This is a genomic window from Vibrio fortis (assembly GCF_000695685.1).
GTDB lineage: Bacteria > Pseudomonadota > Gammaproteobacteria > Enterobacterales > Vibrionaceae > Vibrio > Vibrio fortis_A.
Genome location: NZ_JFFR01000009.1, coordinates 175471 through 194345, shown reverse-complemented (window position 1 = coordinate 194345; position 18875 = coordinate 175471). Strand labels below are relative to the sequence as shown.

Below are 18875 nucleotides of genomic sequence, written 5' to 3'. Positions count from 1 at the left end.
AACCATCGAATACATAGCATTAGCCGTTTAAATCAATATACCGCCTCTCGATGAGTAATGCGCATCGAGGGGCGGCGTTCCATCTAGCTTAAAGCCATCTAGCTCAGAGCCATCCTCAATCTTTCAACACGTGAGAACAGCAGCCAGTCAAGTAACATCGCGATGACTATCGTTGCTCCGGCTAGCGGGAACAGCACAGAAATAAGAACCACAGTCACCAAGCCCGCTTTCCAAATACCTGCGTCTTCAAACTTAGGCGGCACTCCCAACTTTCCTTTACCCGCAGGGCGACGCATCCACCACATGACTGCGCCAGTGATCGACACTGCAATGAAGGCCAAGCAGAACAGAACGTTTAGGATTTTGTTCACGATACTGATGTCCCCTTGGTGAAGAGAGATACCAACAGCGAGCGTCTTTGCCATCACGTTATAATCGCTCCACGTCACCTCTCCGAGAATACGACCTGAGTATTGGTCTAGGTGAGTTGTTCGGTCTTTCCTCGGGTCGACAATATCGCCACCCATGGTATTGGCGGTGATGGTATACACCCCTGTTTCAGAGCGCGGGAAATTGACGCGATAATAGGTGAAACCCAATCTAGACGCGGTTTGCATAACTTCCTCAAGCGAAATGCTCACTGTGGAGGCATCATGGTGGCTATGCTCGTCTGCCATTGCCGAGTGATCGTGCGATTCCGGGAGTGGCGTTTGCTCTAAATTCCAAGGTAATTCTTCTTCAGAACCATGGTTCAGAGAAGCATGCGTTTTATCCGACAGTGGTACATCATCCCACAATTGCGCAGGAAAACTGCTCCAAGCCTGAACCATTTTACCGCCCCAAAAACCAGCCCAAGCAAGACCGGAGAGAAGGAACAGCAACAGAACTAGAGACAGAGTACCACCAAGATTCGCGTGTAAATCGCGCATCAGAATACGAGTTCCAGATGAGAAACGAATCTTTAAGAACCCAGCTTTAGTTGCATTGCCACGCGGTAGCCATAAATAGATACCCGAAACCAAAAGAAGGATAGAGAGACTGCTTGCTACCTCGATCAAATAGTCGCCCCAATCCCCTACTAGCAAGGTGCCATGTATTTCATTTGCCAGCTGATACCAACTCTCGCTGCGTGGGATCTCACCGATTACATCTCCAGAGTATGGATCGACAGTGGCGAAAACCGATCGGCCGTCAGACAAGTTGACCGAGAAACAACTTGGTAAGCTTTCAGACTTTGCGGTAATGAACTGAGTGACAGCTCCATCAGGGTACTGCGCTTTAACCGCATTTAACTGGTCGCCAATCGGTACCATAGCGTCAGTGGCACTGCTTTGAACGATAAGTGCTTCTGAATAAAGAGCACTTTCAAGCTCGTCATCAAGTAGCATCACCAGCCCAGTTATACTCAGCATCAACATAAATGGGATAACGAACAGGCCTGCGTAGAAGTGCCATCGCCAAGTCAAAAAATAGAGGGTTTTACTTCGAGCCGGAGCGGCAGGTTGAGATTCAATTCTCGACATTGATATTTCCTTTTGCACGCACCAAAACACCTTCTGAGGTCATCAGAAAGTGAGGAAAGGTGTGAGCAGGTTAACTTTACTGTGTTGTTTTATTTGTTGTTATTTAGGTTAGGAAATAGCTTGAGGTGGGCCTCTGGGAGAGTGTCTCTTAAAAGCCTCGCTTAGAGCCAAAAAAGCGTAGCTGTCTGAGACAATCAAACTCAGTCGAGTTGTCAGTAGTGCAGTTGGAATTTCATCGTGATGGAAGCTAGAAAAATGGCTAAAAGGACACGGCTTACCATTGTGTGTTTGCGGCTCACCTTCTTCAACTTGTACTAGCTCAAACCCATTAACCGTACATAACGTCGCCCACACGCCTGCGCTGTTACCATGAGCATTGATAACAGGCATCAGTGTAATGAGCGTCCAGCTTAAAGCGGTAGCCCATAGCATGGAATAATTGAACGACGTTTGACGCATCTAGTACGAATCTATAAATAAGGTTTATAAATTTCTAACATTATGAATCAGCTAAATAGGCGTTTAAACGGATTAATTAACATTATGTTAAAAACCTAAGCTAACGCACATTATTGATATCATTCACATAGTCAGTTAGCTCGAAATAAAAACGCCACACCAATGAAAGCTGGTGTGGCGTTTAAAATTCTGTATGACCTAAGGGATACTCTCAGAGCGGAGCATCAAAAGGTTAGCCGAATAGCTTGCTCCAGATACTTGGGTTACGCTTCTCGTGGTATTGCTCACGTAGGCCATCAATCGTGCGTAGCTCTTGCTTCGCTTCTTCGAATTGACCTTGTTCTAGCTTTTGCTCAATCGAGTCAATTGATGCTTGGATCTTAGAGAAACCTTCCATGAAGTTTTGCTCTTTCTCCGCAGGGTAAGAACCCGTTTTCAACTCAGCAACCAAAGTATCTAGACGTACCATTGGCTTTTGCATCTCTTCAATGCTTTGAGCTTCTGCAGCTTGTTTGAACGCAAGCTTCATTTCTTGCATGTTTTTCTTGAGGTCTACGCTTGCAAACGCTGATGCCGACATCACCGAGGCCGCAATCAGGCCAGATAAAAGAATTGAGCGAGTTTTCATTGTTTCTCCAGTTGAAGATACACCTTTTTGTTTACGGTGCTTATGACTTTATTTGTGAGCGCTAGTTTATACAAAAATTCTGCACACACAAAAAATGATTGTGACGAAATGCAAACCCGCCGACATTCTCTTAAACAAGATCTGAATATTCTGGGATCTCATTGCGGCCACGCAGTGCTAAAAAGCGCAGAAACTGGCTAGGCGAATGCGTAATCACTTGCTCTGGCGGCATACCGACTTCATCAAGCAGTTGCGACACGAGATCTAAGCCCCCGACATCCACACAAAAGTGCGCATCGCTACCGGTTGTGATGTATGCCCCTTTTGCCTTGGCAATTTTGGCGATTTCATAACAACGCTCAACACTACCAATACGGCTATTACCTTTCAGCGTAGTGTTATTGATCTCGATAGCGACATTGTGCTCAACCGCACAATCAATCACGGCTTCAAAATCAAAGTCAAAGTTCGGATTACCTAAATGTCCGAGCGCATCAATACGGCCAGCCTTGATCACGTTAATCAGCGCCAAAGTATGAGCCGCTTTATCTGCAGGGCGGAAAACTGGTTCATGAAAGCTTGCAATAGCCCAATCGAGGTTCTTATCTACACTTGGGTGTACGTCAATCTCACCGTCCGTATTCATGATATTCGATTCAACGCCGCGGATAATGGCGACACCCTCAATAAAGCGAGGAAGAATACGCTGGTTGCTGAAAAACCAGTAGTGAGGCGCGCCCGGCATAGATTCTGAGTGATCCGTCGTACAAAACATCGCAAGACCTCGCTCACTGGCTGCTTTAGCATTCTCAATTAAGGTGCTGTATGCGTGGCCACTGGCGTAGGTATGGGTGTGGGTATCAACTTGTAATTTCATCTTTGCGCTTCACTCCGAACTCTTATCTTGATGCTGTAATCAGTCTATCAGCTCAAAGTGACAATTAGCATACCGATGATGCTTTAGTTAAGTCATTTTTTTGCAACCTTTTCAGCTTCTACAATACTTAAACCAGTCACTCGATTGGTAATTGCGAATGAGAAAAAAACGTTACCCCTTAAGCATTCATATCACGACGCTATTTTTGGTCATGACCAGTATTGTCGGAACTGTATTAATCACAATGAGTTACAAGCACTCTCAGCAACTGCTTCTTGGAACCATTGAAGAAGTCAGCCAGGAACACAGCAACAAGCTTGAGCTAGTGTTTAAACAATCGGTCGCACCCGTGGTCACAGCGCTCAACGTATTGGCCGTCAGCCCTTTTATTACCCATGACACGACTCAAAATGAGTACCATGCTTGGCTCTCATCTCTGGACCTTATCTTTCAGCAGAGCCCAAGCTTAGTTGCTCTGTTTTACGGCTCAGAAAATGGTGACTTCAAACTGTTCCGCCCGATAAAGACCAACAAACAACGTCAAGAACATAGTGCGCCTTCCAAAGCGACCATGATGGTGACCGAAACCGCCACCAACGGCCTAACACGAATCACCTTTCTAGACGGCGCACACCAAATCATTAGCCAAAAGGAGACCGGACAAGACCTCTTCGACCCAAGAACTAGACCTTGGTTTATCAATGCAAAGCGAGACGGTTCCATCCAGCTATCTGAACCATATCAGTTCTTCTTCCTCAAGACGCCTGGGATCACTCTCTCTAGACGATCCAGTGACCAGCAGTATGTGATTGGTGCAGATTTTACGCTCAATTCCCTATCTGCGCAGATTGGCGACCTCGCCTTTTCGGATCAAAGCCGCTTGGCGCTGTTTGACCGTCATCTGAACTTACTCGGGCATCACCAACTCGACCTCGATGCTGTTGCGCCGATCACCAGTCCAATGCGATTTAATTCTCGCGAAGCCAATAATGTGCTTAAAGAGACAGTGCTTGCTCCGCTTTTAAGCGATAACAGAGCTACCAAGCAGAGCATTCAGAGTGTGGAATACAACCTCAATGCCTGGGCATTAACGCTAACGCCTGTAGAGCTCACCGCTAATGTCACCCTGTTTCTCGCCGAAGCGACGCCTCACACCGATTTACTTGCCGACTTAATATCGATGAGGGATAGGCAAGTCACCGTTGCCATCATTCTTCTGTTCATCTGTTTTGGGTTGGTATGGGTTGTCGCAAATCGCCTCTCTATGCCAATCAAAAAGCTGATGGAGTTGACGCATAACATCGCGCGCTTCGATTTTAAACGTACCCACTACCCTAAGAGCATGATCAACGAAGTGGCGAATTTGGCCCACTCCATCGAGCTCATGGAACATACGCTGCATGATCTAATTGCCCTGCTGCGTGATACCGCAGGCAATCAAGACTTCTCTGTTTTGGCCAAAACCATTGCCCACCAGAGCTACCTAATCACTAAAGCCGAAACCATCTTGTTGTATGCCTACGATAATAAGCAAAAGCAGTTTGAGATTGCGGCCAATCACGCCATCATCCCATTTAAGGCTGACCTCAACGAGTTTGTTAAGGATACACCCTGGCTGCTTGCGAAACTGAAAATGGGTGAAGTGGTCCATCTCGATAGAAGCGAAAATGCACTAAACCAGTATCACGCCACGATTTTCAACTCAGATCTGTACTTCTTCCCGCTTCTTAATCGAGAGAAGCAACTCGTCGGCATTGTGATCATCGGTTACGAGCGTGCAATATCAAAAATGCAGTCAGATAAACACGCCTTTCTTCGCGAGCTGTTGAGCTTTGCTGAAATTGCCAAAGACAACATTGACCAAATGCAACAGCAGAAAGAGATGCTCAACGCCTTCATCGAGCTGATCGCTTCGGCTATCGATACCAAGTCGCCATACACAGGCGGACACTGTCAGCGTGTCCCTGAGCTCACCCAATGGCTAACCGAAGCAGCGATTAAGGATGACCGTTACTACCCACTGTTTGCGCTGGACAAAAAACAGTGGGAAGCATTGAGCTTAGCTTCGTGGCTGCATGACTGCGGTAAGGTAACAACGCCAGAGTATGTAGTCGACAAAGCCACCAAACTCGAAACCCTTTATGACCGAATTCATGAAATCAGAATGCGCTTTGAGCTTCTCAAGCAACAAGCAGAAACCGACTACTGGAAAGCCGTCGCCAATGGTTCACTTCCAGAAACAGAGCTAGAGAAACTGAAAAGTAAACATCAACAACTCGATGAAGATTTCACTTTTGTCGCTCAATGTAACATCGGTTCAGAGAGAATGGAGGAAGAGAACCAAGCTCGACTCGATGAAATCGCTAAGCACAAATGGAAACGCACGCTCAGTGATCAAGTCGGCATAGCTTGGACAGAAAAGATTCGTTATGAGCAAGAGCCCGAATTACCTGTAATGGAACCACTGCTCGCAAACAAACCCCAGCACTGTGTGCCGTGGGAGAAAGGTCTAAGCCCACAAGACCTATGGCAAGAAGACTATGTACTCAAACCTGGAGAGTTAAAATACAACCGAGGAGAGCTTTATAACCTTAAAGTGCGCAGCGGCACCTTAACCCCAGAAGAGCGCTTTATGATTAACGATCATATTATCCAAACGTCGGTGATGCTCAATAAGCTCCCCTACCCTGAGCACCTTAAAGAGATTCCAAAGATCGCCAGTTATCATCATGAACGAATCGATGGCAAAGGCTACCCATTTGGATTGGACGATGACGAACTCTCTATCCAAGCCAAAGTGGTCGCGATTGCCGATGTGTTCGAGGCATTGACCTCCAGTGATCGCCCTTATAAACATGGCAAAAGCCTAGAAGAGTCTTTAAAAATCATGACTCGTATGGCGACCACTGGACATATTGACCCTAAGCTTTATTTGCTGTTTTTAGAGAAGGACATCTACAAACGTTATGCCGATGCCTTTCTTGAGCCAGAGCAACACAGTGACGTTGATACGCCACAACACATAGAGAAAGTTAGAGCCTACATTCGTTCACTGTTTTAGGACTTTCAATGTCTAACTTGAGGGCAAACTTGTTTTTTCGATGAGACAAGAAGGTATTGACCATGCTGGCAAAAATAATCAACCCGATACCAAATAGCTTTTGATTTGAAAATATGTCGTCGAACAGTAGAGCTTGCCAAATCGCACTGAACAGAAGTGTTGTGAAAATCAGCGGAGCCAATTGAGAGCTACTGCTCACCAGTCGGTAGGCTTTGGCGCGACATATTTGCGTATTAATGGTAAACACCGCAAACATTGCCAACACAAGCCCTACCCAATAATAGTTCGATAGCGTAAATCCTTCACCCACATTGGTAATGAGTGCCTGATCGAGCGACACAATATCATGCAAGCTGTAAATCATGATTGGTGACGCTAACAGAGCGGCGATCAAGAAGGTCCAAGCATTCATTTCTGCTGGCGACAGTTCACCCTTTGATGCTCGATACAAACTCACTTGTGAGCCTGAATTAAAGAATCCAGCCATCAAACCAATTAAGATCGCCGGTTTAAAGTCGAATTCAGAAAGATTGCCTGCCATTAGCACGACACCGGTAAACGTCATCCCTAAGCAAACCAAAATCCTTGGATTAAATTTCACGCCAAATATTAATTTTTCTAACACTGGGATAAACAATGGGCCAGTACTAAACAAAACGATACTTTCAACTAAGGTTAAGCTCTGTAGCGATGATAAAAAGCAGAGCTGACAAGCCGTCATGCATAAAGCTCTCGATACAATCGGTTTGAGTAATTCATGACTAGGTTTACGTAATCGAACGAAAACCAAAATCGACAATAAAATCAGTCCAGGAAAGAAGAATCTAGAAAAAACGAGCAAAGTTACTGGCATGATTTCAGCGAGGTATTTCGCTGCAAGCCCGCCGACTGACAGGCTAAATGTAGACACCACCATAAACAGGGTGGCCTTGGTAATATCAGACATAATTATCACCTCCTATGTGCTTTATTCTAGAAGGCTGACACGACAAAAAATAGCGAGTAATATTAACCAGAACTGTAAGGAAAACTTACTTATGAAGAAACTCGTTCCATTAAAGTCAATCTATGCTTTTGTCGCTGTTGCTGAGACAGCGAGCATGACCGAAGCCGCTAAGGCGCTGTTTGTTAGCCACTCTGCAGTGAGCCAAGCGATCAAATCGTTAGAGCAGCAAGTCAATAAACCCCTATTCCAGCGTGTCGGGCGACGCGTTGTTCTTAATGCTGATGGTAAGCGCTACTATCGAAAAGTCGCTCCTGCTCTCGAGCAGATTGTCGATGCAACAGATCAGTTAGCCAATACACCAAAGGAGAACCGATTAACCGTCAATATGGTCAACTCTCTGGCGCTACACTGGTGGATACCTCGAGTTCCTATGCTGCAACAGGACTCACCAAGCCTAGATATTCGCCTCTCTAACCGCATCGGTTACTTCGACCTCGATCAAGAGGGTGTCGATATTGCGTTAGTACATGGAAAACCGCGAGAGTGGCAAGATTACTACTGTGAAAAGCTTGGTGACGATGAGCTAGTGCTAGTCGCGAGCCCCAACTTAGTCAATGGGCAAGGTTCACAATCAATGGAAGAGCTGCTCAAGACCTACCCCGTCATCGGTGTTTTTAACCCACGTAGGGAACACGATTGGCAGGTGTGGTGCGACGCACACCAGCTACCTGTGCCCTTCTTCAGCACCAACCTCTCCTTTGATGTGTCCATTCAGGCGGTACAAGCAGCGACACGCTCTCTTGGCATACTTGTCACACATCGACTGTTTGTTCGTGACGACATAAAACACGGAGCTTTGGTTGAAATTAGCGAGCCTGTTTCAAACCCGCATCAAGACTATTACTTTGTCTGTTCAGATAACAAACTCAAAAATGAAAGTGTGCTAAAACTAAGAGCATGGTTACGGGCACAATTTACCTCTAACCATCCAGATTAAACCAATAAGGGAACTGCATTATGATCGTGACAACAACCCCGTCGATTGAAGGAAAACGCATCGTCGCTTACAAGGGTGTGATTGCCGGAGAAGCCATCCTCGGCGTAAACGTGTTTAAAGATATGTTTTCTGGCATTCGAGATTTCGTTGGCGGCCGTTCTGGCACTTATGAAAAAGAACTCGAAAAAGCACGTTCTTATGCGTTTCAAGAATTAGAACTAAAAGCTCAAGAGCTGGGTGCCAATGCAGTTGTTGGTGTCGACATTGATTACGAAGTACTAGGTCAAGGCAACGGCATGCTCATGGTTTCAGCCAGTGGCACAGCGGTGGTCGTCGATTAATACAACAAAGCCCTTTGGTAATATCACCAAAGGGCTTTGCTTTTATCTACTTATGGTTCTGGGGGTCTAAAAGTGAGTTAGCTAGCTTGGTCTTGATGACCTTGTACCAATTTGTCGAACTCAGAAATACGTGCATAAAAGGCACCCTTCTCTTCTTTAGAGATCGAGCTTGCCATCGGTAGGTTTGCTTTCATTGGATCAACCGCGCGATCGCGAACCAGCACTTCAAAGTGCAAATGTGGGCCAGTAATGCGACCCGTTGCTCCTGCAAGAGCGATCTTCTGACCTCGTTTCACTTGCTGCCCTTTCTTCACCAAGAATCTGTGTAAGTGCAAGTAGCGAGTTTTGTAAACGCTGTTGTGTTCAATAACCAAATACTTACCCGCATATGGGTGGTTTCGCACTGCGACAACTCTACCGTCACCCGTTGAATAGATAGGCGCCCCAACGGGAGTCGCGAAGTCTGTTCCGTTATGCGGAGTAATGCGCCCTGTCACCGGGTGTTTTCGTCTAGGGTTAAATGCTGAAGTGATTCTGCGATACTGGCGATCCACCGGGTAGCGATCGAACGCTTGTTCCAAGCTGTTGCCTTCTCGATCGTAAAAACGACCATCATCAGCAAGAAACGCAGCAACCTCTCGACCACGAAGCTGAAGGGAGATCCCTTGAACTTCTGTTTTTCCCGTTAAGTGGTCATCCGCATACTGCTCGCTGACTAACACACTAAAACGATCGCCAGCGCGTAAATCGCGGGCGAAGTTGATCTTATCTCTCAACGTTCGAGTGATATTGGCGATTTGACGGCTTGATAAGCCAATTTTATGCGCAGATAGCGAGAAGCTGCCATTCACTTCGCCGGCGTACATCTTCTCTTTCCATTCACCCGGCATTTCGATGAACTGATAGTCAAAGCTGCCATCGTCATTAAGTGAATAGACTGAACGCTCAATCAAGCTTTCATGATACGTGAGCTCGACAAGACGGCGGGTGTCCTTGTCGACAAGCAACTCTAAGTGCTCCCCAGGTTTAATGGTATCTAACTTAAGTGATTCCAGATCGGCTTCAAGAATCTTGTGTGCGGTTTCGTATGGCAGTTGCCACGAAGCAAACACATTACTCAAAGTATCCCCGACTTTAACGAAGTAATGCACTCTCACGAGGTTACTATTCGATTCCGAAGCTTCCACAGACTGAGGGGTAATAACCTCACTCTCTACCAACTCTTGATAAGGTGTGACTTTAATTTCGATTTCTTGAGGCGGTTCAGGCTCAATAGAAAGGACGGCAGCTAGCGAAAAGGCAACAATAGCGATAGTCACTAGTCCTAGGCGAATAAACTTCATAGGTCGAATAGAGCTTTCAGAGGTAAAAAACTCCAATTGTTATAACATAACAATTAGAGTTGATAAACCGGTGTTTGTAACAATCTATCGAGCTATTTCTCAGCTCTATCTGTTACTGGCTGGGCTATGTTGCAGACCTATTGCTCCTCACGTAGCGCTTCAAAACCCTCTAAACCTCTTAACATTTCAAAGTCGGTTTCATCAGAGATAAGATCTCGCATTGAGGCACTTGCTTCTATTGAGCGTTTCAGATCTTCAATCGCTTGAGATTCAGAGCCTAATCGCGCGTAGGCACATGCACGTTGGTAAAGGGCGTGCGCATTTTGGTCATCCACTTCTAATACGCGGTTACACAGGCTCATTGCCCAGTGGAACTCTTGCATCTCCATGGCTGCATCTGCTTTGTACGTTAGTGCTTCCAAGTCACCCGGACGAATCTTAAGGATCTCATCATAGATCTCTAGCTTCTGCTCTGGAGTCTGTTGGTTCTGAGCTCTCAGCCAAAGGTTATGTACTTCATTGATGATCTCAATCTCGCGATTGTTTTCCGAGATGATGCGAGTTTTACGTTTTAAATCCCGCTCTAAGGCAACAAACTTCTTCTCGTACTCTTGAGCGATCTTATTCAACCGTTGATCAGCCATCTCTTTGGTGTTGTGTTTAATTTCTTTAAGCGATTGCCATCCTATCAACGCGATCAAAGAAGCCACACCCGCGATAATGTAGAAGAAGTACGTGACCGTAACATTGGCATAGTTCAGTGACTTATCCGCGACTTCTAGCTCACGGTCGGTGATTTGAATAGTCATCCTGCGCTCAAGGTCTTGCTGTTCAATTCGCAGAGACTTTAGTTCATCCAAGATGTAACGCTCCATCAATGGCCTATCAAGGTACTCCTTCTCAGAATATCGTGTCTCTTCAGACGCAACACTCATCATAGGTAACACTGCCATTATTACTAACCAAACCACTCTTAGCATCGTATATTCCTTATACATCTTGATATTAGGTCACTCTATATTGAAATTGTGCAATTCGCTAGTCGAGAAACCAAGTCAACGTAATTTTGAAGTGTGCCTTCAAGTAGTCATAAAAATAACCCTCTCCAGAAACAAAAAAACCACGGCGAGCACCGTGGTTTTCTTTAATTTGAATTAGCTTAAATGGGCTTTAAAGCTAAATTAGGAAAGCTTTTGTAACCAGGCTTCACACTTAGCCGTGAACTCAGATAAATAAAGCTCTGGATTACCGAGCTTTTCCCCACCTTTTACATCCGCGCCAGTAGCACGCCAATAGTTACGAGAGATGAGATTACGATTGAAAACAAAATCGCTCACTTCTGCCTTAGTTAGCGGAATTTTGCTACCAAATACTTGATAGTAAAGGTCTAGAACCAATGACAGATCGTTGCTGTTGCCTTTCAGAAAGGTATCGACATTTAGCTCTATCGCTTGGCGTTCATGTACATTGCTGTCAGTGGTAACCAATTGCGCAATGACCGTATAAAGTGAGAACTCAACCTTTTGCGCTGCAAGCAGTGCTGCGCCCAATAGCGCATGTTCGTTAGACAGTTTTTCTGTTGATGAAGCGGTAGCTGTTGTCACTGTGTTAACCTCAAATAATGATAAAAGTCATGCTTTGTCGTTTTAAAAGACTTAAGCACTCTTACTCCAATTTACTGCACCTTCTGACTCGGCACGTTCAGCATCAAACACGATGTAATCAGATGCACCTTCTGCTTTCACTATCTCAACTTTACCTTTAAAGCCGACTTGGGAGAGCTTCTTGGTCAGGTGTTCAGGAGCGGTTTCAAATACCACCTTCATAAACGGCAGTTGCTCAGCATGAACAAAGCCATGCTCATTAAACAGGTCCATTGCTTGAACTAAATGGTCTGAATCGGTTAACTCAATAATTTCTACAACTTCTTCCAACAACATTTTCTATTCCATACTCGCCAGAAAGTGACTGACACGAGCATCGTGCTGTTGCTCGTATACATTTCAATGCTTAAAAAAGCACCCCTTTAGTAGCACCGAGAGGATAACATATTTCCCGAGGTAAAATATGTTTATTTTGACCATCCCCAAGATACAAAACCGCGTACTTTTCTCTTGTTTATCAATGACAACTTTATCGGTTAACAGCCATCAACTCCGCGATTTAACCATAATTTATACCCTGTAGTCCTCTAGGTTAATTGCATTTTGTTACTTTCTTCTCAACCAAATTCAGAACAACGAGAGGACTCGACCTTGACTACCTTCACCAAATCCGTACTTGCAATGAGCGCTCTAACTGTCGCTCAGGGTGTTGCAGCGGCAGAGCAACCCAATATTCTTGCTATCTGGGCAGATGACCTAGGCTACTACAATACCAGCGCTTACAACCGTGGCATGATGGGCTACGAGACTCCAAACATCGATCGTATCGCACACGACGGCGCTATCTTCACAGACATGTACGCACAACAATCTTGTACTGCGGGTCGAGCGGCATTCATCACTGGTCAGCACCCTTTCCGTACCGGCCTTTTGACCATTGGTATGCCAGGCTCTGACCACGGTATTCCTGATTGGGCACCAACCATCGGTGATGCACTTAAACAAGAAGGCTACGCGACAGCGCAGTTTGGTAAGAACCACTTAGGCGATCAAGACAAACATCTACCAACTAACCACGGCTTCGATGAGTTCTTCGGTAACCTTTATCACCTAAATGCTGAAGAAGAGCCAGAAACCTACTTCTATCCAAAAGACCCAGAGTTCAGAAAGCAATACGGCCCACGCGGTGTAATCAAAGCTACTGCGGATGGCAAGATTGAAGATACAGGTCCACTGACTCGTGCTCGGATGGAAACCATCGATGAAGATTTCACTGAAGCGGCAATCACCTTCATGGAGAAATCAGTGAAGGCAGACAAGCCATTCTTCGTTTGGTACAACTCAACTCGCATGCACGTATGGACTCGTCTCAACGATCATTACGATGGCATCACAGGTCAAGGTATCTACGCAGACGGGATGCGCCAACTTGATGACAACGTTGGATCTTTATTAGATACGCTCGACCGCCTAAAGGTTGCAGACAACACCATCGTTATTCTTTCTACCGATAACGGCGCTGAGAAGTTCACTTGGCCAGATGGCGGTACTTCTCCTTTCCACGGTGAGAAAGGCACCACCTATGAGGGCGGTATGCGCGTTCCACAAATCGTGAAATGGCCAGGCGTTATCGAACCAGGCTCTGCGGTGAACGCGCTAATGTCTCAAGAAGACTGGCTACCGACACTGGCAGCGGCGGCGGGTAACGACAACATTATCGACGAACTGAAGGAAGGCGTAACACTGAATGATAAAGAGTGGCGTGTTCACCTAGACGGTTCTAACTTCAAACCATTCTTCGAAGGTAAAACGGACAAAGGGCCTCGCGAAACAATTCTATACTTCTCAGCGAACGGTGAGTTAAATGCACTACGCTGGAATGACTGGAAAGCAAGCTTTGCGATGATGGAAGGCGACATGCAATCTGCAGTGCGTCAGGCTCCAGCTTGGGCATCAATCACTAACCTACGTATGGACCCATTCGAAACTGCAGCCAAAGAGTCCGGTATGTACACGCGCTGGATGATCGACAACATGTGGTTGTTTGTTCCAATGTCTCAAGAAGTGGCGAAGTTCATGGGTTCTCTAGAAGGCTACCCAATGCAAGCAGGCCAAGGCTTTAGTGCTGCAAACATCAACTACAACACGTTGAAACTTCAGAAACTTGTGCAGAAAATGCAACAGCAAGGCGCGAATTAACCCAAATTCAAACGCCTTGCTAAAACAGACTCTAATTAAAGCCCCATTGGGGCTTTTTTTGTGAGGCATCGATAATTTTCTTACGAAACCACGAATGTGCCATGTCCGAATTACGGCTCTTGTGCCACACCAAGTATTCAATCCCTAAGTCTGACTCAAACGGCAAAGGCGACATCTGAAACTCTTTCAACAATCCAAACTTTTCCAGTACCGACTCTTGGCTAATGCAAACCAGATCGGTTCCCTTAACCATGTCTAGCATCTCAAATGGACCCGGAGCTTTACGTGCGACTTTTCGCTTTTGTGCGTACTTGCTGTTTTTCATTAACGGCGAGTCTTCCGTGTTCCACATGCTGTGAACCACGTGCTTTTCCGCTAAGTATTCTTTAAGAGTAATATCGCCGCCCAAGCGCGGGTGATTCTTGTCATAAACCACCACCATACGTTCGCTCGCCAAAGGTACACACTCTAAAGCTGGGTCGTTAATCGGGACATGAGCAATACAGAGGTCATATCGATGCTGACGTAAATCGAGCGCGATATCTCCCGTATAGAGAGGGTCGACATTAATACCGATATCAGGCGTCTCTTTGTAGAGAATGTCTGAGACTCGCTTCATGACCGAGTAAATCGCACCGCTAATGCAAGCGACATTGAAGGATCGATCAATTTTGCTTGGGTCGAATTTACGCTTGCTTGGAAATGTCGATTCAAAGGCATCGTATGCTTGCTTGATTTGTGGATAGATGTCGTAACAGAAACGGCTTGGTCGGTAGCCCTCTTTAGTCTTCACGAATAGAGGATCATCGTAGGTCTCTTTGAGTCGACCTAGTGCTTTACTGACAGCAGGCTGGGAAACGCCAAAGCGCTTGGCGGTGTTGGAGATAGAAAGCTCTTCCATCATCACAACAAAATAGGGAATTAAGCTAAAGTCTGTATTTTTCATGTTCTGTTCCGCTTGCTCTGTTTCAAGAACGTTGGGTTGACCTAATACCTCACACCTCGATAGTCCGTTACTGAGATTGAAAGCACTCACAAATATTCTCTAACGTTAACAACGTAGAATTCCCATCACCCCTATCAATATCAAACAATGGCTAAGTTATATCGAGTATAACTCTTAGTTATGCTCCAGCTTCTTCCCCTGCCTGCAAAGTAGAATAGCCAATCAGAGTCAGTTCCAAATGAAAAAGCCCCAGCTTAATTAACTGAGGCTTTGGACATGCATTTTTACGATTTTTAAGGCTTATTGCGCTCCAACCGCTTGTGGTTCGCTGGTTTCAACAATGGACTCATTGAGTAGCCCTGCATATACACCGCTGTGGTCAACCAATTGTCTGTGATTACCGCGTTCAACGATTTCACCTTTCTCCAGTACCAAAATCATGTCGGAGTGACGAACGGTGCTCAAACGATGGGCAATAGCAATCACAGTCTTCTCTTTGAACAGTTTCTGCATCGCTTTTTGGATCAGATCTTCGGTAATTGAATCGACTGAACTGGTCGCCTCATCTAGCATCATCACTTGACCACCTTGCGCCACTGCGCGAGCGAACGAGAGCAGCTGAGTTTGCCCCACTGACAAGTTCGAGCCGTTCTTATCAAGATGGAAGTCATACCCATTAGGTAATTGCTTAACGAATTGGTCCGCATATACATAACGCGCTGCTTGCTCAACTTGTTCACGAGAAACATGTTCTTTTCCGAGTGCGATATTAAAGTGAACACTCTCTTCGAATAGGTGTACGTCTTGCATCATCAATGAAAACAGGTGCGCTGAGTCTTCCATTGAAATATCTGACAACTCGATGCCGTTAAGCAGAATACTGCCTTCATAATTCTGATAGGTTTTCGAAATCAAACGCATGATCGTCGACTTGCCAGAGCCTGTCGAGCCCACCAGTGCAATCTGATGGCCTTTCTCTAAAACGAAAGAGACATCCTTTAGCACATAAGGCGCGTCTGGCTTATAGCGGAAGCTAACATTCTTGAATTCCAAACTCACGAAATCACGCAGTTGCTCTTCAACTTGGTGTGACGGCAGCAGTTTCCTCCCCTGCTCCTCTGTCGGCTCAACAAATAGCTCTTCAATATGGTCAAACGCTGCAAACGAGCTCTGAATAGAAGCAATCTGCGAGGTAAAGTCACGAATCGGAACAAACACTTTCTCTAAAGTATTGATGAAAGCGATCAATACACCCAGAGTTAAGCTCCCCTGCAGAACCTGTTCTGAACCAAACCAAATCATCAATGCGATAGTTATCGAGGTGACACCGGAGATCACCGAAAACAGAATCGCATCGTACTTATTGATCTTCTTCTGCGCTCTTAAAAACTCATCGGTATAGCCTTTGAATCTTTTCTCGACGACTTCTTCGGCACGGTACAACTGAACGGTTTTCATGCCTAACAAGGCTTCTTGTAAAAAGCCAATTCCGCGCGCCAATGACGAACGAGTAATAAGATGCATCTGACGCAGTTTATTACGGACAAACACAGTCAAATACGTCACTGGCGGCATCACCACTAATACAATCAAAGTGAGCTTCCAATCGATGTAAAACATCATCCCAATCAAAGCGAGCGTATTTAGCGTGTCTTTTACCAAACCGACCACAGATTGAATGAAGGTTTCACCAATGGTTTCAAGGTCGCTGGTTAGACGTGACAGCGTGATGCCAATCGGAGTGTTATCAAAGTAGCTACGTGGAAGCTTGAGAACACGAGCAAACAGCACCGAGCGCATATCCGTGATGGTCAGTTGCCCTGTCTTTCTAAGGTTGTAAGAGTAAGTCGTATCGACCACATAGCTGACAATCAGTACCGCGACCAGATAGAACACATATTCCAGCAAGCCATCAATATTGCCATTACTCAATTGAACGTCGATGACTTGAATGATCAGCCACGGAAACAACAAACTCGTCATAATGGTGAGCGGCAGCATCGCAATACCGATAAATGCGGTACGCTTGTACTTCTTCGCAAACTGCAGGAGGTGTTTGAGATATTGAATATCAACGCCTTTTAACATGCCGCTGCCTCCGCTTCATTTTGCTGTAATTGCCACGTCTCATAGTAGTAAGGACATGTTTTTAGCAGAGTTGTATGATCGCCTTTAGCGATCACTTTTCCTTGGTTCAAGACAATGATCTCATCCATGTACTCTAGTGCGTTGACACGATGTGAAACCACCAGCACCGATTGATTCTCTAAGCGTTTAAACAGCCCTTCTAGAATCTTTCTTTCGGTTTCATAATCGACAGCTGAGAGGACGTTATCCATGATGATAAGGTCAGCAGGCTCTAGTAGCGCACGCGCAATACTCAAACGTTGCTTTTGCCCGCCGGATAGCATAATGCCCTTCTCTCCCACCAAGGTTTGGTCGCCCATTTCAAGACGTGCTACATCGTTCGCAAGCTGGCTAAGGTTCAACACTTCATCCACTTGTTCTTTAGCAATGTCAGTCTGAGTGCTGCCAAATCGAATGTTCTCTTCTACTGTAGCTGAAAACAGGTATGGGTCTTGAGTCACGGTTTTAACGTAGCGGCGCAAATCGTTGCGCGAAAACTCAGTGATGTCTTTGTCGCCCAGAAACACACTCCCTGCTGCCACATCTAAATGATGATTCAAACAGTTAACCAGTGTCGTTTTGCCAGAGCCAATACTACCGAGTACGCCTACTTTTTTACCTGCCGGAATATCAAAGCTGATGTCATCCAACACCAAGCGCTCTTCACCTTCGTATTGATAACTGAGGTTTCTTACTGACAGCGTTTGGCCTTTCAGTGCTTCAACTTCATCGGTAGTTAACGTCGTTTCATCCCGTTCAGGCACCTTCGCATTCAAAATGGTTTGTGCACTGGTGATGCCCACAATGCCACGCTGGTAAATGGTCGCAATACGCCCGAGCTGCATCAGTGGCATGGCTAACAGTACCGAATAAGTTAAGAAAGCAGTGATTTCACCTAGCGTAAGCTCTTGATTAACCAGCATGTAGCCACCTAAACCAAGAATCAGGATCTTCATTAGGTCATTGGCATAATCTAAAACAGGCATAAAGAACACTTGAATGCGTGTGATCTTGATTCTGCACTGCAACAACATCTGATTAAGCTTCTCAGTCTCTGCTCTCACCCACGGTGACATCTGTTGGCTCTTTATCAAATCGATGCCCGATAGGTAACTCATCAACTGTGCAGACAAGTTCTGTAATCGCTTCATATGCTCCATATGCAGCGATTTCATTTTCACAAAACCCACTCGGAAAATGACAAACGCGATAATAATCGGTATCACTGAGTACATGGTAAGTTCAGGCGAAATGCGCCACATCCACAACGGCGTTAAAGACAACGCTAACAACGCGTTGAAAAACTGCAAAAAACCAACACCAAACAACAAACGTACGCCTTGCAAGTCATTGTTAATTATTGAAATTAAACGCCCTGACGCAAACTGAGAATGGAAACTGTTTGGTAACCGATTGAGCTTTTCCAACAGTGTATTTTTGAGAGAGGCTTCGGTTATACGCCCCGGGTTAAGCGCATAGATACGCGACCAAATTCGCACAATGATCATCGACACCGACATCACCACGATAATCGCAATATACGTTTTCAGCTGATCATGACCAGCCACCGATGCATCATCGATAAGATCAATCGCCAACTGGATGTAGCGAGGGATTTCAACCTGCAGCCAGTTAACGAGAAATATGAAAACAATCGCAAGTAGGTAAGACTTACGATTCAAACGCAGGTAGTGCGCGAAAAACTGAGACTTAGTCATATAGGTCTTTCTTTGAGCCTTTTGGGGAGCGTTATCAACCAGTGTCGATGAGGGTTAACGTTTACAGTACAAAGGTAACCCAAAAGCAACTAGTTGACAAGGTCAA

General features: G+C 45.6%; 16 protein-coding genes. 4 read left to right on the top strand and 12 right to left on the bottom strand.

Features of this window, described 5'->3' with window-relative positions; translation table 11 throughout:
- Nucleotides 1-98: 98 nt before the first annotated feature.
- The 4 genes from VFDL14_RS15445 to VFDL14_RS15460 all read right to left on the bottom strand — a co-directional run bounded on the left by VFDL14_RS15445 (nt 99) and on the right by VFDL14_RS15460 (nt 3487).
- Nucleotides 99-1412 carry a PepSY-associated TM helix domain-containing protein gene (locus VFDL14_RS15445; RefSeq protein ID WP_419177361.1) on the bottom strand — a complete coding sequence of 438 codons (1314 nt, stop codon included), beginning with the start codon at nt 1410-1412 and terminating at the stop codon, nt 99-101.
- Nucleotides 1413-1631: 219 nt separating this feature from the next.
- Complete coding sequence (locus VFDL14_RS15450) at nt 1632-1982, bottom strand: hypothetical protein (RefSeq protein WP_032550338.1); 351 nt, start codon at nt 1980-1982, stop codon at nt 1632-1634.
- A gap of 232 nt (nt 1983-2214) precedes the next feature.
- Nucleotides 2215-2610 (bottom strand): cytochrome b562, encoded by a 396-nt coding sequence (locus VFDL14_RS15455; protein ID WP_032550337.1) that lies wholly within the window; start codon nt 2608-2610, stop codon nt 2215-2217.
- A 130-nt stretch (nt 2611-2740) separates the two neighbouring features.
- A complete protein-coding gene (locus VFDL14_RS15460; protein WP_032550336.1) occupies nt 2741-3487 on the bottom strand; it encodes a phosphatase in 747 nt (248 codons plus the stop codon).
- A gap of 157 nt (nt 3488-3644) precedes the next feature.
- Between VFDL14_RS15460 and VFDL14_RS15465 the strand changes: the two genes are divergently transcribed.
- Nucleotides 3645-6548, top strand: a complete 2904-nt coding sequence (locus VFDL14_RS15465) for an HD domain-containing phosphohydrolase (RefSeq protein WP_032550335.1) — start codon at nt 3645-3647, stop codon at nt 6546-6548.
- Here the strand turns inward: VFDL14_RS15465 and VFDL14_RS15470 are convergent.
- Nucleotides 6520-7494: a DMT family transporter gene (locus tag VFDL14_RS15470; protein ID WP_032550334.1), complete on the bottom strand. Its 975-nt coding sequence runs from the start codon at nt 7492-7494 to the stop codon at nt 6520-6522. The two genes, VFDL14_RS15465 and VFDL14_RS15470, sit on opposite strands and share 29 nt — an antisense overlap.
- Nucleotides 7495-7585: 91 nt before the next feature.
- Here VFDL14_RS15470 and VFDL14_RS15475 point away from each other — a divergent pair, with 91 nt between their 5' ends.
- Nucleotides 7586-8491, top strand: coding sequence for a LysR substrate-binding domain-containing protein (locus VFDL14_RS15475; protein WP_032550332.1), 906 nt, complete (start codon nt 7586-7588; stop codon nt 8489-8491).
- A 20-nt stretch (nt 8492-8511) separates the two neighbouring features.
- Nucleotides 8512-8832, top strand: a complete 321-nt coding sequence (locus tag VFDL14_RS15480; protein WP_032550331.1) for a heavy metal-binding domain-containing protein — start codon at nt 8512-8514, stop codon at nt 8830-8832.
- 77 nt (nt 8833-8909) lie between these two features.
- Here the strand turns inward: VFDL14_RS15480 and VFDL14_RS15485 are convergent, their stop codons facing one another.
- The 4 genes from VFDL14_RS15485 to VFDL14_RS15500 form a co-directional block, all read right to left on the bottom strand.
- The gene (locus VFDL14_RS15485; RefSeq protein WP_032550330.1) at nt 8910-10175 is read right to left on the bottom strand and encodes a peptidoglycan DD-metalloendopeptidase family protein; all 1266 of its coding nucleotides are present in this window, start codon (nt 10173-10175) and stop codon (nt 8910-8912) included.
- 137 nt (nt 10176-10312) lie between these two features.
- On the bottom strand, nt 10313-11128 hold the full coding sequence (locus tag VFDL14_RS15490) for a tetratricopeptide repeat protein (protein ID WP_373417815.1): 816 nt from the start codon (nt 11126-11128) through the stop codon (nt 10313-10315).
- A 228-nt stretch (nt 11129-11356) separates the two neighbouring features.
- Entirely contained in the window at nt 11357-11779 is a 423-nt protein-coding gene (locus VFDL14_RS15495; RefSeq protein ID WP_032550327.1) for a hypothetical protein, read from the bottom strand.
- Nucleotides 11780-11830: 51 nt separating this feature from the next.
- On the bottom strand, nt 11831-12115 hold the full coding sequence (locus VFDL14_RS15500) for a hypothetical protein (protein WP_032550326.1): 285 nt from the start codon (nt 12113-12115) through the stop codon (nt 11831-11833).
- 345 nt (nt 12116-12460) lie between these two features.
- On the opposite strand from VFDL14_RS15500, the gene VFDL14_RS15505 reads away from it, so the two are divergent.
- Nucleotides 12461-13978: an arylsulfatase gene (locus VFDL14_RS15505; protein WP_032550386.1), complete on the top strand. Its 1518-nt coding sequence runs from the start codon at nt 12461-12463 to the stop codon at nt 13976-13978.
- Between the two features lie 31 nt (nt 13979-14009).
- On the opposite strand, the gene VFDL14_RS15510 is transcribed toward VFDL14_RS15505, so the two are convergent.
- The 3 genes from VFDL14_RS15510 to VFDL14_RS15520 form a co-directional block, all read right to left on the bottom strand.
- Nucleotides 14010-14924: a LysR family transcriptional regulator gene (locus tag VFDL14_RS15510; RefSeq protein WP_032550385.1), complete on the bottom strand. Its 915-nt coding sequence runs from the start codon at nt 14922-14924 to the stop codon at nt 14010-14012.
- Nucleotides 14925-15224: 300 nt separating this feature from the next.
- Nucleotides 15225-17012 carry an ABC transporter ATP-binding protein gene (locus tag VFDL14_RS15515; RefSeq protein ID WP_032550325.1) on the bottom strand — a complete coding sequence of 596 codons (1788 nt, stop codon included), beginning with the start codon at nt 17010-17012 and terminating at the stop codon, nt 15225-15227.
- Entirely contained in the window at nt 17006-18769 is a 1764-nt protein-coding gene (locus VFDL14_RS15520) for an ABC transporter ATP-binding protein (protein WP_032550324.1), read from the bottom strand. Before VFDL14_RS15520 ends, VFDL14_RS15515 begins: the two co-directional genes overlap by 7 nt.
- Nucleotides 18770-18875 lie beyond the last annotated feature (106 nt).

Excerpts from the sequence above, each read along its gene's own strand:
- VFDL14_RS15490 (WP_373417815.1), bottom strand. The coding sequence starts at position 11,128 with ATGGCAGTGTTACCTATGATGAGTGTTGCGTCTGAAGAGACACGATAT.
- VFDL14_RS15460 (WP_032550336.1), bottom strand. The coding sequence starts at position 3,487 with ATGAAATTACAAGTTGATACCCACACCCATACCTACGCCAGTGGCCAC.
- VFDL14_RS15480 (WP_032550331.1), top strand. The coding sequence starts at position 8,512 with ATGATCGTGACAACAACCCCGTCGATTGAAGGAAAACGCATCGTCGCT.
- VFDL14_RS15515 (WP_032550325.1), bottom strand. The coding sequence starts at position 17,012 with ATGTTAAAAGGCGTTGATATTCAATATCTCAAACACCTCCTGCAGTTT.
- VFDL14_RS15470 (WP_032550334.1), bottom strand. The coding sequence starts at position 7,494 with ATGTCTGATATTACCAAGGCCACCCTGTTTATGGTGGTGTCTACATTT.
- VFDL14_RS15455 (WP_032550337.1), bottom strand. The coding sequence starts at position 2,610 with ATGAAAACTCGCTCAATTCTTTTATCTGGCCTGATTGCGGCCTCGGTG.
- VFDL14_RS15465 (WP_032550335.1), top strand. The coding sequence starts at position 3,645 with ATGAGAAAAAAACGTTACCCCTTAAGCATTCATATCACGACGCTATTT.
- VFDL14_RS15510 (WP_032550385.1), bottom strand. The coding sequence starts at position 14,924 with ATGAAAAATACAGACTTTAGCTTAATTCCCTATTTTGTTGTGATGATG.
- VFDL14_RS15475 (WP_032550332.1), top strand. The coding sequence starts at position 7,586 with ATGAAGAAACTCGTTCCATTAAAGTCAATCTATGCTTTTGTCGCTGTT.
- VFDL14_RS15505 (WP_032550386.1), top strand. The coding sequence starts at position 12,461 with ATGAGCGCTCTAACTGTCGCTCAGGGTGTTGCAGCGGCAGAGCAACCC.
- VFDL14_RS15485 (WP_032550330.1), bottom strand. The coding sequence starts at position 10,175 with ATGAAGTTTATTCGCCTAGGACTAGTGACTATCGCTATTGTTGCCTTT.
- VFDL14_RS15450 (WP_032550338.1), bottom strand. The coding sequence starts at position 1,982 with ATGCGTCAAACGTCGTTCAATTATTCCATGCTATGGGCTACCGCTTTA.
- VFDL14_RS15500 (WP_032550326.1), bottom strand. The coding sequence starts at position 12,115 with ATGTTGTTGGAAGAAGTTGTAGAAATTATTGAGTTAACCGATTCAGAC.
- VFDL14_RS15445 (WP_419177361.1), bottom strand. The coding sequence starts at position 1,412 with ATGCTGAGTATAACTGGGCTGGTGATGCTACTTGATGACGAGCTTGAA.
- VFDL14_RS15520 (WP_032550324.1), bottom strand. The coding sequence starts at position 18,769 with ATGACTAAGTCTCAGTTTTTCGCGCACTACCTGCGTTTGAATCGTAAG.